Origin of the sequence: Celeribacter ethanolicus (genome assembly GCF_002407265.1) — a bacterium.
Lineage (GTDB): Bacteria > Pseudomonadota > Alphaproteobacteria > Rhodobacterales > Rhodobacteraceae > Celeribacter > Celeribacter ethanolicus.
Window position 1 is genome coordinate 3,340,770 of record NZ_CP022196.1, and the last position, 13,023, is coordinate 3,353,792.

Below are 13,023 nucleotides of genomic sequence, written 5' to 3' on the forward strand. Positions count from 1 at the left end.
CGTCATGGAACATGTGGCACGCCTCAACGCCGTGTCGCATCGTTACAAGGCGGTTTTTGCGCTCGACGATGTGACGCTCGACATTCCTGCCGGGAAGGTGGTCGGTCTGATCGGCCCGGACGGGGTCGGCAAATCCACGCTTCTGGGGCTGATTGCCGGGGTGCGCAAAGCCCAGACGGGGGAGATCGCCGTCCTCGACCGGGATATGCGCGACGCCCGTGCCCGCAGTGCTCTGGGGGCGCGCATCGCCTATATGCCGCAGGGGCTGGGGCGGAACCTTTACCCGACCCTGAGCGTGCGAGAGAACCTCGATTTCTTCGGGCGTCTGTTCGGCCAGAAACATGCCGAGCGGCATGAGCGCATCGCCATGCTGACCGAGGCTACCGGGCTTGCGCCCTTTCTCGACCGCCCGGCGGGCAAGTTGTCGGGCGGGATGAAGCAGAAACTTGGGCTTTGTGCGGCGCTGATCCATGATCCGGACCTTCTGATCCTCGACGAGCCGACGACCGGGGTCGACCCGCTGTCGCGGCGGCAGTTCTGGGAGTTGATCGACCGCATTCGCGCCAAGCTCACCGGCATGAGCGTGCTGGTGGCCACCGCCTATATGGAGGAGGCGGAACGCTTCGAATGGCTGGCCGCGATGAACGATGGCAAGGTGATCGCCACGGGAACGCCGGAGGAAATCCGCGCGCAGGCGGGCAAGGCGACGCTTGAGGAAGCCTTCATCGAGATGCTGCCGAAAGAGGAGGGCGAGGAGGTCGGAGTGACACTGCGCCCCCGGCCTGAGAAAGACGGTGCGGTGCCCGCAATCGAGGCGTTCGATCTGGTCAAGCGCTTCGGTGATTTCACCGCCGTCGATCACGTCAGCTTCACCATTCCCGAGGGCGAGATTTTCGGCTTTCTCGGCTCCAACGGCTGTGGCAAATCGACGACGATGAAGATGCTCACCGGGCTGTTGCAGCCGACCGAGGGGCGGTCGAAACTTTTTGGCGAAGAACTCGAGAACGGCGACATGGCCGCGCGCCGGAATATCGGCTATATGTCGCAAGCCTTTTCGCTCTATGCCGAACTCACCGTGCGGCAGAACCTCGAACTGCATGCAAAGCTCTACCACATTCCGCCCGAACGCCGGGCCGCGCGGGTGCGTGAGGTGCTGGACGAGTTCGAGCTGACCGACGTGGCGGGGGCCATGCCCGACGGGCTGCCCCTTGGCATTCGGCAGAGGTTGCAGCTTGCGGTCGCGACCATCCACGAACCGCGTATCCTCATTCTCGACGAACCGACCTCCGGGGTCGATCCGCTGGCGCGCGACGCGTTCTGGCGCAAGCTGATTTCGCTGTCGCGCGACAAGGGGGTGACGATTTTCATCTCCACCCATTTCATGAACGAAGCGGAGCGTTGCGACCGGATTTCACTTATGCATGCGGGGCGCGTGCTCGATGTCGGTGCGCCGCAGGAGCTGAGCGAACGACGTGGTGCGGCCACTCTGGAAGAGGCTTTTATCGCGGCTCTCGAAGGCGAGGCGCGGGCCGAAGACGCACCGCCCGAGACGGCCAGCCTGAGCGCCGAAATGGCGGTCGCGACCCCGAACGCCCTGCACCGCGCGGCGAGCCGCCTCTGGGCTTATACGGCGCGCGAGACGCTGGAACTGATGCGCGATCCGATCCGTATGTTCTTTGCTCTCGCGGGTCCGATCATCCTGTTGATCACCATGGGGTTCGGGATTTCCTTTGATGTCGACAAGTTGAGCTTTGCCGTCAACGACATGGATCGCACGCCGGAAAGCCGACGGTTGATCGAGGCGTTTTCCGCCATCCCGCAATTCGACCAGCAGGCGGATTACGACACGCTCGAAGCGGTGGATCGACGAATGGAACGAGGCGATCTGACCCTGGCGATGGAGATCCCCGACGGGTTCGGCAAGGCTCTGCATCAGGGGCAGGAAGCGCCGGAAATCTCGCTGTGGGTCGACGGCTCCATGCCGTTTCGCGGTGAAACCGCCGAAGGCTATGCACTCGGGCTCCTGACACAGTTTGCTCATGATCTCGCAACCGAGACCGGCACGCAAGCCCGCTCCAACCTGTCGATTTCGACCCGTTATCTCTACAATCAGGCCTTCAAGAGCGCGCATGCCATGGTGCCTTCGATGCTTATGCTGATCCTGATGCTGATCCCGGCGATCATGTCGGCGATCTCGGTGGTGCGTGAAAAGGAAACCGGCACGATCGCCAATTTCCGTGCCACCCCGGTGCGCAAGGTCGAGTTTCTCGTCGGCAAACAGCTCCCCTATATCGTCATCGCCTGGTTCAATTTCTGGGTGCTGGCGGGGCTGGGGCTCTGGATCTTCGGTGTGCCTTTGTATGGCAGCCTGCCGGTGCTGGGCCTTGCCGCGCTGTTCTATGTCATCGCCTCCACGGGGTTCGGTCAGTTGATGTCGAGTTTCACCCGCACGCAGGTCTCTGCGGTTTTCGCGACGGCGGTGCTTGCGATCATCCCGACGGTGAACTTCTCAGGTCTGGTCACGCCGGTCTCGACGCTTGCCCCGATGGGCCGCATGCTGGGCCAGTCCTTTCCCGGGGCGTGGTTTCAGCCGATCTCCATCGGCACGTTCCTCAAGGGTTTCGGTCTCGGCGATGTGGCGCAGAACATCCTTGTGATCGCGGCGTTCTGCCTGATTTACCTCACCCTTGCCGTGCTTGCCCTGCGCAAGCAGGAGGCCTGACATGTTGAAAAGCCTTTCCAACATCCTCCGTCTCACGGTCAAGGAATTGCGGGCGATCCGCGGCGATCTGGTGATGGTTGCGCTGATCCTCTACGTCTTCAGCGCCGCCGTTTGGCTGGTGTCGGATGCAGGGTCGACGGAGGTCAAGGATTTGTCGGTCGCGGTGGTGGACGAGGATCACAGCCCGCTGTCGGCGCGCATCATCGACGAGATCCGTGCGCCGCTGTTCGAGCCTCCGGCTCTTCTGAGCCCGAGGGAGGCTGCAAGTGCGCAGACAGATGGCGATTACGTACTGGTCGTCTCCCTGCCGCCCGATCTCGAACGCGACCTGCGCCGGGGCGATGCCGTTGAAATCCAGATCCTCGCCGATGCCACCGCGGTGGCCTTTGCAGGCAATGGCTCCTCCTTCATGACGCAGCTTCTGGCGGACACCGTCTCCGATTATCTCGCGCCGGGTGGGGAGAGTGACGATCTGGTGAATGTGGTGTTCCGCAGCCGGTTCAACCCGAACATGACGACGCGCTGGTTCACCTCCGTGATGCAGTTGATGAACAACGTCACCATGCTGATGCTGATCCTGTCGGGGGCCTCTCTCATTCGCGAGCGCGAACGCGGCACGATCGAGCATGTGCTGGTGATGCCGGTGCGTCCGCATGAGATCGTGTTGTCGAAAATTTTCGCCACCGGCGGCGTGATTCTGATGGCGTCGGTGCTGAGCCTCGTAATCGTGGTTCAGGGGGCCATGGGGGTGCCGATTGCCGGCTCCCTGACGCTCTATGTTCTGGGGGCTGCGATCTATGTGATCTCGATGGGGTCAATGGGGCTGATGCTGGCGAGTTTCACCCATAACATGGGGCAGTTCGGGCTTTTGACCATTCCGGTGATCGTCATCATGATCCTGCTTTCGGGCGGCATCACTCCGCTCGAATCCATGCCCGGCTGGCTCCAGATCGTCATGCGCACGATCAGCCCGGCGACGCATTTCGTCTCCTTCGCGCAATCCGTGCTCTACCGCGGCGCGGGGCTCGATCTCGTGATCGGTCAACTCGCGGCCATGGTTGCCATGTCTCTGATCGCGCTGACGCTGGTTCTGGCACGCTTCCGCAAGATCCTGAGCTGATCCCCCCTGTCGCCGGGACGTGATGCGTCCCGGTGGCTGCGGCGGGCGGCGAGCTATGGCGACGAGTGCGGTATCGCCGCAATACCACGTCTGTGGCTACCCCCCCCCCTGGATAGGCTCCTCGGCTCTCGTGGCGTGCCCTTGAAAAGGACGACAGGGGCACTTTCCGGCGGTGTTGGTCCGTCGGGCCTTACTTCATTGATGTAGAGAAAGATGGCTGGGGTGGTAGGAAGCCTTGAGGCTCGATGAACCTCTTCGGCTTTCTCGAACCTCTATGGTCTCTGGGGACTCTTCTGGGGCAGTTCGGGTGCTTTGGGTGCCTCTCCATGGCGCTCACTCTACATGTCCTCGGTCACGAAAAAGAAAGCAAAGTGTCCCCCCGGCGAACCCTGAGGCCCGCCGAGGAGTGTGTTAGCTCGGTATCCGCTTGTAGATCACATAGTCCGCCAACCAAGCCCAGTAGGCGGCTGCATCAGCGAACCCTTGGCGCTGGGCAGCGAGATCTTCTGCCTTGGCCCGTGAGAGACCACCGTCATACTCAGCAATCGCGGCCCGCTCCTCGAACTCTTCGATGTCGGGGATCATGGCAGACGGATCTGGTCCACGATGGACCGCTTCTGTTCGTCGCTGATACCCGCTGAGTAGATCCCGTAGGTGATCCCGTTCTCTGACCTCGCGGACTTATGCCCCACCAGAGACGCCGTCCAATGCTCAGGGACGCCTGTTCTCTCGCACTGGGTGATGAACCACTTTCTGGACGAGTGAAACACGAGACCGGGACGATCGAGGGAGAGTTGCTTCCTGACCCTCGCGAACCGTGTGGTCACCGCCCCGACCTTCAACCCCGGAAACAGAGGACCAGCCCCCGGGAGCTCTCTGAACACCTCCTCCAGAACGGGGTGGGCAGGAACCAGCCTCTCAGCTGCATCGGTCTTTTTCCCTCCCAAAGCGGACCTTTGTGTTCTGTAAAATTCAGTACGGTCATCAGCACTTCTTAGTTCATCATACTCGTGCCGAAAGGATCAGTGGGTTAGGGTTGCACCTCGGTTGTACTATCCGACAAGGCTGCGGCAAAGAGCAGTTGAAGATCCCAAAAAGAGAAAGCTTGATCATCCGAATTGTTCTCACAACCCCTGTATAATCAGGGGTTTTAATGACTCAACCAAAAATATGCCTATTGCATAGCCAATGCCTCTCTATGGTTGGCGAACATAAAGAAATGCGTAATATGCGAACATGCTGAATAATTTCTCAGTCACGAAAAGGAATACTATGCGTACATATACGGGTGAAGAATTTGAAAATGAGGTCAAAAGAATTTGTCGGCGTCTCTTTTCAAATTCTGTCGGGCAAGGGTCTGAAAAGATCGATGGGAGAGAACGCGACGGGGTATTCTGGAACGGTGATTTTTTCACTGTCGTGGAAGCGACTACCGAAAGGAAGAAGGAAAAAGCCCTTTACGATGCAAAAAAGACCCATGATTTGGTCTCGAAAAAGCGTTCTGAAAATAACATGGCGCGGGGTTATTTGGTCACACTACACGAACCCACTGCGGACCAACGTTTAGCCGTAAAAAAATACGAAAAAACAACTACAATAATCTCATTTGATGAGTTGCGCTCAATGTTGTTCGACGCGGCAGGCTATTTGAGAACACGCAGCGAACGGCCTTTCGGCTCAGTTTTTGACCATGTTACCCACACATTCGAAGTTCCAAGAACTGACTTTGTAGAGCCGACAATTGTAGATGCCCACAACTATGAACGCCTTTCGGTTGAGAACATTGCAGCAAAAATCAAGAAATCTTCGAATTTCATCATTACTGCTGAATATGGAATTGGGAAAAGTATGCTTCTTCGGGAGCTGTTCTATTCATTGCTGAGCGACTTCGATAATGGAAAAACTTTTCGTTTTCCAGTTGCGATTAATCTTCGGGAACATTTGGGACAGACAGATCAAATCGAACTCCTCGAGCGTCATGCCAGAAACTCTGCTGCTGACCCACGAAAACTTGTTGCTGCTTGGAGCGCTGGTTATGTCGATTTAATTATTGACGGGTTTGACGAACTTTCTACACGTGGATGGACTGGCGATCACAAAAAGTTGCGCGAATTTAAGAGAAGCACCCACGCAGTTGTCAAGAAGTTGATACGCGACACACCGAGGGGCTCATCCGTAGTTATTTCTGGCCGCACGAACTACTTCGATTCAGATACAGAAATGCGGGAGGCACTTGGCGCACCACCAGAAACCTTTCAACACTGCATAGTTGAACCATTTGACTCAGAGCAGGCAACCGAATTCCTTAAAAAGAAAAAACACAGCGAAAGTTTGCCTCAATGGCTGCCAACGCGACCGCTTTTCCTTAGTTATCTAATCAACAAGAATATTCTCACGGAAGCAGCATCCGTTACTGCCGACGGAGCATTTCCTGAGGGGCAAGCTTGGTCTCAACTTCTTGATATGATCGCCGGGCGAGAAAGTGATCAGTCTGAAGGCGTAGATAAAGCGACTATCTTGGAATTTTGGGGGCTTTTGGCAACCAAAGCTCGTCAAGGCGACTCTCTGCAAAAGAGCTTTTCTCCTACTGACATGGACAACGTCTTTCATGATGCAACGGGCAATACTGTTACCGAGGATGAGAGGCACCTGTTGTTACGGCTTCCCGGGCTTGGGATATCGTCGGATAATCCATCGCATCGCACATTCATTGATACCGATTTTCTCAATGCGGCTAGTGCAAGTCTAGTCGTGAAGCATGTTCAGCACCCCTATGGCGAAGAAGCGTTTAGAGAAGACTTGCGTGACGTAACTGAACAGCTAAATCACGTAGGTTCGCAAGTCATTTGTTCAGAGATTGACAAGGGAACAATTAATACTGGGCTACTTGGGGCATGTTTAGAACAAGAGTTGACAACAGGATGCCATAGCCTCGCCTTCGATTTATTTATACCGCTGATTCTGTTAGATACCCCCGAGACCTATATGACCTTCGAAGGCCTCGATATTTCTGAGCTTGATATTTGCGAGGATGTTTGGGAACCTATCAAGGTTGATTTTTCGAATTGTCTGATTTCCAATCTAATTCTGCCCCCACAAGGAGACTTACCTCAAAATCTCCATTTTTCTGAATGCCTCATTGGGCGCATCGAAGGACGGGCGAGTAGCAACGATTTGCCCGAGGAAACATTCACGAGCTGCGAAATCGGCAGTTTCACCACCTCTTATGAAGTGAACAACGATGTACTTAGCTCCGAATTGCCGATCGGGGTTCGTGTTTTAGTTGTGACGCTACGTAAGGTGTACGCTCAATACGGCATCTCGCGCCTTGAAAGCGCATTATTGCGTGGCTTGGATCATCGTTCTAAAATGATTGCTCCTGACGTAATAGAAATTCTTAGACGTCATGGTTTTCTAGTTGAGGCTGGTCGGAAGGGAAAAACCATCTACGCAGGCACCAGTGAAAAGCGCAAAGAAGCGCTTTCTATTATTCAGTCCCCTGCTTCATACAGCTCGCCTGTGATCGATGCATGTAGATCTATATCTCAGTAGTTTCTCATTCAAAACCCAATTAGACGACAGCATGATGCAGTGAGCTACTCCCCTATTTAGGAAAGAAACTGGTGTAAACTTGGCAGCTATTCACATCTGCTGATCGGGATGATTTCGTTTTCCCCCATACAGTCGATTAGACCTAATGGGCTGTCGTCATTTCTGAGTGTTGGCGTTGGTCAGTGTAAAATTTCATCTATTTTCAGATAACCGTTTCCCTTCGTTCATGAAGTATACCAAACTAAGTCCTTCTCTAGCTTGCACTTCATATCCATCCACCCCGTCCAAACCGAGCTCTTTCCTGCATCTATAAAAAGAAGCAATGAGGAGCTGATCCAATGAAACATCTACGCGCCCTCGGCAGTCTTGCCGGGGGTTTTCTTTTATCTCCACCACCGAAGTCCGTGATCCGCACGATGCTCTGGATGGTGCCACGCACTCACCCGGTCGTCGCGGCGGTCATGATGCTTGCTGTCCTGCTTGCATGGAGGAACGGCGATGATTGATGTCCACCCCAACGATATCGTCATCATCGCAGCCTTTGACGATGTACCCGAGCACCTCTTCCGTGTGGAGGAGGTCTATGACGACTGCATCACCGGCCAAGCCCTCACAGGTCCTCTGGCGGGCGAGTACGGAGAACCCCCGATCGAGCTGATCCTCGGGGTCCACCACTCAGCGGACTAGAGCCGCCCCTTTCCCTTAATTGAAAAACAGAAGGAGGAGACAGCATGTCTGCTCAGATCAAGTATGCCTATCTCCAGGGCCATACGTGGCTCTATCGTCGTAACTACCCCAAGGACGTCGCCATGGTCCTTGGTCAACAAGCCCTGAAGCAATCCCTGAAGACCCGAGACACCCATACAGCACGGGTCAGGGCGGCAGAGGTGAATGCCTGCTATGAGACGCAGGTGGCCACGGTCAGGAATACTGCACAAGAGGTTCTCTCTGACTCAGAGAGGCCCGCTAACCTTCCCGATTGGGTGGCTACTCCCCAGACCGCTCTTGACCAACTCCGCACCTCTCTGGAGCACTCCGGGGGGCTATCGGTCCGACCTGACTTTCGGCCAGTCGTGCAGAAGGAGAAGGTAAATCTCGGGGCCGCTGCGAAGACTTACCTGAACAGAAGAAGCAACGAACTAAGGCCCGGCGGTTTCAAGTCGGTGCGCTACTCTGTGGGGCTGTTCGCGAGCCGATACGGTGAGCGGTCTCTCTGCAGTCTCGGTAGAGCGGATGGACGGGAGTTCCTTGGGCTGGTGGCGCAGCTCTCACCTCTTGTCGGGAAGTCGCCAAAGACACGAGGGTTATCGCTTGACCAGTTGGTGGCTTTCTCTGCCAAAGGGTCTCAGCGGCTATCAGTGCGGACGCAGAAACGCATCTGGTCGCAGACCAATCACTTCCTCGACTGGTGTGTCTACGAGGGGACGCTTGAGGCCAACCCCTTCAGGACAGTTCTCTTTGAGCAGAAGCTGAAACCGAAGTCCTACGCGGTTCTGACGGATGAGGAGGTGAAACGCATCCTCGGGCTGAAAGCTCCTGTGCTGCATCCTGTATTTCTGACCTGCCTTCTGACGGGAATGCGAGCAGGGGAAGCCGTCGGGCTGAAGCGAGAAGACCTCGTGGCGAAGGGGAACCTAGGGACGTTCATCCATGTGCGCCCGAATGATATTCGGCTGTTGAAGACCGATGCAGCTGAGAGGCTGGTCCCGGCCCACCCAGTGCTGGAGGAGGTGTTTCGTGAGCTCCCGAGTTCTGGTCCACTGTTTCCGGGGCTGAAGGTTGGAGCGGTGACCACACGGTTCGCGAGGGTCAGGAAGCAACTCTCCCTCGATCGTCCCGGTCTCGTGTTTCACTCGTCCAGAAAGTGGTTCATCACCCAGTGCGAGAGAACAGGCGTCCCTGAGCATTGGACGGCGTCTCTGGTGGGGCATAAGTCCGCGAGGTCAGAGAACGGGATCACCTACGGGATCTACTCAGCGGGTATCAGCGACGAACAGAAGCGGTCCATCGTGGACCAGATCCGTCTGCCATGATCCCCGACATCGAAGAGTTCGAGGAGCGGGCCGCGATTGCTGAGTATGACGGTGGTCTCTCACGGGCCAAGGCAGAAGATCTCGCTGCCCAGCGCCAAGGGTTCGCTGATGCAGCCGCCTACTGGGCTTGGTTGGCGGACTATGTGATCTACAAGCGGATACCGAGCTAACACACTCCTCGGCGGGCCTCAGGGTTCGCCGGGGGGACACTTTGCTTTCTTTTTCGTGACCGAGGACATGTAGAGTGAGCGCCATGGAGAGGCACCCAAAGCACCCGAACTGCCCCAGAAGAGTCCCCAGAGACCATAGAGGTTCGAGAAAGCCGAAGAGGTTCATCGAGCCTCAAGGCTTCCTACCACCCCAGCCATCTTTCTCTAGACCAACAAAGCAAGAGCCGACGGACCAACCCCGCCGGAAAATGCCCCTGTTTTATGCCCCGGTCAGGAGCAGGTAGTGCGGGTGCCGAGGGTGTCGGGACACTCATCTGAGGCGGGCCATGTTAACGCCCCCTAGAGCAGATCATGGACGACCCCATTCGCCGCGAAGTCCCGCTCATCCATCAGGTTCTCCCCCCGCGTCCCGATCTCCAGATGCTCGGGGTTTAGACACAGACGGTTATTACACCGATGCCGCACCACGTCGTCATAGCTCGCCGCGCACCGGTTTAGGATGCAGTAGATAAAGCGGTAGGCATGCAGTTGCTTTCCACGGAACCTGACCCGCCGAGCATCACGGGTCTCGCTCTCTATACAGCCGGTCGCTCGGATATGGCCGCCGTCAATGAGTGAGAGGGCCCGCTGACGGGCCTCCTCGTAGTGGTTTTCAATGATGTCATTGAGCCAGCGTTCGGACTCATCTTGGTAGGAGAACTCCATGCTGCACCTCAAAACAGATCGAATTTCACAGGCAGGTGGTTGGCAAGATCTTCTTCATAGCCATCGGGGCCAAAGATCTTTCCTTTCTGCGCGGTAAACCCAGGACGCAACCAGATCTGACGAGCATGGTCGACACCACCCCACTTCACCGACTGCTTCATCCAGCCAAGGTCGGACATCAAGTGCTTCGTGGAGTTGATGTTGGCCTTCAGGCTACGCGTCACGACGTGGACGACATCAGCTTCAGCAATCGCATTCTTCTCTTCGCCATCAAGAAACTCTTGGAGCTGATCCAGAACGGTGGCGCGACCATTACCGAAGACCTGCTTCATGATCGCGGTTCCATGCTCTTCGACGTTCATGGTTTTGACGGTGAAACCTTCAGGCAGGGCTCGCTGCATCAACTGGTTATAGAGACGCGCGACGTTGGCGGGCTCCTCCAGCCAGTCCTTCATCCGCCCGACCAGCGCAGCGAACTCGGCGGCACGAGGCCCTTTCGCATAGCCGTCGTGGTCAACGTCGACGATGTAGTAGCGACGATCTTCGGGTTCGATCCAGAAGGGCATGTGGTTGCTGGTCAGGACCATGCAGAGCCGCTGTTCCACCCGTTCGAGTTCCTTCCCCTTTGCCTCAGCTGATGCATGCTTCTCGGTGATATAGGTCTTCAGCGTATTGGCATCTGCGCTTCCGGGGCGAAGGTGGACTTCCTCGCAGATCACGAGCTTGCTCCTAAGGATCGGCATGTTGAAACGCCCAGTCAGCTTGTCGACGTTGTTCTGCGTTATGGCGTTGCTTTCCCCGAACAGCTTGACGAGCAAGCCGCTCATAGCGCTTTTCCCTGTCCCCATCCGCCGCGAGTAGAAGAAGGGTGCCCAGTTCGGTTTATCTCCCTCGTTCTGAAGACACCAAGCGAGCCAGTTCAGAAACATCTCCTTCTCTTCCTGACGCTGGAAGAACCAGTCGAAGAACTCACCGACAGGCCCCCAATCGGCACTGTTCACCCGAAGTGTACGGTACTCCGGTTCGCTCCAGGTGTTAAGGGTCGCGACGCCTCGTTCGACCAAGATGCGATCAGCCACCCCCGGACGGCAGACTTGACGACCAGACCATGGGAGGATCATCTCGCTCGTCTCAGTATGACGAGAGTTGATGGCGCGTTTGAAAACCGCAGCGATCAGAGCGTTCGTTAGCTCTATGTGCGGGTATTCTTCTTTAAAGCGGATGATCGCGGTTTGCTCTATGTCTACACGCGAACGCTTATGTGTCAGATCGTCCACGTCGTAAAAACTATTATCCAGTCTCACGAACCACGAACCCAGTGCGCGAGACAGTGTGACGACATCTTCGGCTTTGACCACTTCTTGTGGTTTCTCATTTTTCATTATGAATTTCCTTTCAATAGATAGGCTTATCGAAGGATTTGAGGCCTCTCTAAACGCTGAAAATATCGCGTCAAAAAAGGCATCAATCCTCCTTTAGCGCCCCCAGGAAGAAAGCCGTTTAATATCAATGAGTTATATTTTTATAAGATTTGGGGGTTTTAAGTGACTTCAGCCCCCCATTCCGCTGCATCCTAAACCGGTGCGCGGCGAGCTATGACGACGTGGTGCGGCATCGGTGTAATAACCGTCTGTGTCTAAACCCCGAGCATCTGGAGATCGGGACGCGGGGGGAGAACCTGATGGATGAGCGGGACTTCGCGGCGAATGGGGTCGTCCATGATCTGCTCTAGGGGGCGTTAACATGGCCCGCCTCAGATGAGTGTCCCGACACCCTCGGCACCCGCACTACCTGCTCCTGACCGGGGCATAAAACAGGGGCATTTTCCGGCGGGGTTGGTCCGTCGGCTCTTGCTTTGTTGGTCTAGAGAAAGATGGCTGGGGTGGTAGGATTCGAACCTACGGTGCGCGGTACCAAAAACCGGTGCCTTACCACTTGGCTACACCCCAACGTGGGGGGCTAATTAGTCCGTCCCCGCGTCGGGCGCAACCCCTTTTTCGGCAAAATCTCGTCATCCGGGGAAAGATTTTTCCATGACCCCGATCTGGCTGAGGTTTACACGAAAGAGACCCCGGAAACGGGTCCGGGGCGTCTCTGTCAGACGAAACTGTTACGTGTTGAGCGACGCTCAGTTGCCGAAATCGCCCAGTGTCACCACGCCGTCGCGATTGCGGTCCATGCGGGCGAACCATTGGTCGCCATTGCCGACAAACTCCGCGCGCGTCACAACGCCGTCCCGGTTCAGGTCGTTGGCTTTGCGCGTCATCGAAGCCTGCACCGAGTCGATGCCCGCTGCAAAGGCGCGTGGCCCGCGGGGGCCCTGACCCTGGGCCTGACCGCCCTGTCCAAGTCCCTGCCCCTGACCGGGGCCCATCGTGGTGCCGTATTCCTCGAGATGCATTTCACGATCCATCGCGCGGGTTTCGTCGAAGGTGGCATATTCCGCATCGTTGAGTTTGCCGTCCTCGTCTTCGTCGAACATATAGAACAGATCGCCGCGCCGTTCGCGCACTTCGGCGAGCGTCACCTGCCCATCCTCGTTCAGGTCCCAGTTCGTCATGAATTCGCCCCCAATGCCCTGTGCCTGGGCGGCGAAGGGCAGGGCGGCCATCAGACTGAGAGAAAGTGCAAAATTTTTCATCGTCAGATCCTTTCACATTCCGCGTGTCGATACTGGTTCATACGCGAACGGGCCGATATTCTGTCTGAACAGAATGTCGC

General features: G+C 56.4%; 12 protein-coding genes and 1 tRNA gene. 8 read left to right on the forward strand and 5 right to left on the reverse strand.

The genetic code is table 11. From position 1 onward, the window contains the following. Positions 1-4: 4 nt before the first annotated feature. Together rbbA and CEW89_RS16445 are read left to right on the forward strand one after the other, a co-directional pair. Entirely contained in the window at positions 5-2,722 is a 2,718-nt protein-coding gene (rbbA, locus tag CEW89_RS16440; protein ID WP_096806621.1) for a ribosome-associated ATPase/putative transporter RbbA, read from the forward strand. Between the two features lies 1 nt (position 2,723). Beyond that, positions 2,724-3,842, forward strand: a complete 1,119-nt coding sequence (locus tag CEW89_RS16445; RefSeq protein ID WP_066701859.1) for an ABC transporter permease — start codon at positions 2,724-2,726, stop codon at positions 3,840-3,842. Positions 3,843-4,253: 411 nt separating this feature from the next. Here CEW89_RS16445 and CEW89_RS21095 read toward each other — a convergent pair whose 3' ends face one another. Continuing rightward, on the reverse strand, positions 4,254-4,427 hold the full coding sequence (locus CEW89_RS21095; protein ID WP_198403446.1) for a hypothetical protein: 174 nt from the start codon (positions 4,425-4,427) through the stop codon (positions 4,254-4,256). A 687-nt stretch (positions 4,428-5,114) separates the two neighbouring features. On the opposite strand from CEW89_RS21095, the gene CEW89_RS16455 reads away from it, so the two are divergent. The 5 genes from CEW89_RS16455 to CEW89_RS21100 all read left to right on the forward strand — a co-directional run bounded on the left by CEW89_RS16455 (position 5,115) and on the right by CEW89_RS21100 (position 9,597). Next, positions 5,115-7,394, forward strand: a complete 2,280-nt coding sequence (locus CEW89_RS16455) for an NACHT domain-containing protein (RefSeq protein WP_157779895.1) — start codon at positions 5,115-5,117, stop codon at positions 7,392-7,394. Between the two features lie 338 nt (positions 7,395-7,732). Next, on the forward strand, positions 7,733-7,900 hold the full coding sequence (locus tag CEW89_RS20915) for a hypothetical protein (protein ID WP_157779896.1): 168 nt from the start codon (positions 7,733-7,735) through the stop codon (positions 7,898-7,900). Further along, complete coding sequence (locus CEW89_RS16460) at positions 7,893-8,081, forward strand: hypothetical protein (RefSeq protein WP_096806624.1); 189 nt, start codon at positions 7,893-7,895, stop codon at positions 8,079-8,081. Before CEW89_RS20915 ends, CEW89_RS16460 begins: the two co-directional genes overlap by 8 nt. A gap of 44 nt (positions 8,082-8,125) precedes the next feature. After that, complete coding sequence (locus CEW89_RS16465) at positions 8,126-9,427, forward strand: DUF6538 domain-containing protein (protein WP_096806625.1); 1,302 nt, start codon at positions 8,126-8,128, stop codon at positions 9,425-9,427. Further along, a complete protein-coding gene (locus tag CEW89_RS21100) occupies positions 9,424-9,597 on the forward strand; it encodes a hypothetical protein (protein WP_198403446.1) in 174 nt (57 codons plus the stop codon). Before CEW89_RS16465 ends, CEW89_RS21100 begins: the two co-directional genes overlap by 4 nt. A gap of 339 nt (positions 9,598-9,936) precedes the next feature. Here CEW89_RS21100 and CEW89_RS16470 read toward each other — a convergent pair whose 3' ends face one another. Together CEW89_RS16470 and CEW89_RS16475 are read right to left on the reverse strand one after the other, a co-directional pair. Continuing rightward, entirely contained in the window at positions 9,937-10,302 is a 366-nt protein-coding gene (locus CEW89_RS16470; RefSeq protein WP_096806626.1) for an HNH endonuclease, read from the reverse strand. Between the two features lie 8 nt (positions 10,303-10,310). Further along, positions 10,311-11,684, reverse strand: a complete 1,374-nt coding sequence (locus CEW89_RS16475) for a primase-helicase family protein (protein WP_096806627.1) — start codon at positions 11,682-11,684, stop codon at positions 10,311-10,313. 224 nt (positions 11,685-11,908) lie between these two features. Here CEW89_RS16475 and CEW89_RS21275 point away from each other — a divergent pair, with 224 nt between their 5' ends. Continuing rightward, positions 11,909-12,034, forward strand: a complete 126-nt coding sequence (locus CEW89_RS21275) for an HNH endonuclease (protein WP_244906091.1) — start codon at positions 11,909-11,911, stop codon at positions 12,032-12,034. A gap of 142 nt (positions 12,035-12,176) precedes the next feature. Here the strand turns inward: CEW89_RS21275 and CEW89_RS16485 are convergent. Both CEW89_RS16485 and CEW89_RS16490 read right to left on the reverse strand, forming a co-directional pair. Then, positions 12,177-12,251, reverse strand: a tRNA-Gln gene (locus tag CEW89_RS16485). A 179-nt stretch (positions 12,252-12,430) separates the two neighbouring features. After that, positions 12,431-12,943: an EF-hand domain-containing protein gene (locus CEW89_RS16490; RefSeq protein WP_096806629.1), complete on the reverse strand. Its 513-nt coding sequence runs from the start codon at positions 12,941-12,943 to the stop codon at positions 12,431-12,433. Between the last annotated feature and the right edge of the window lie 80 nt (positions 12,944-13,023).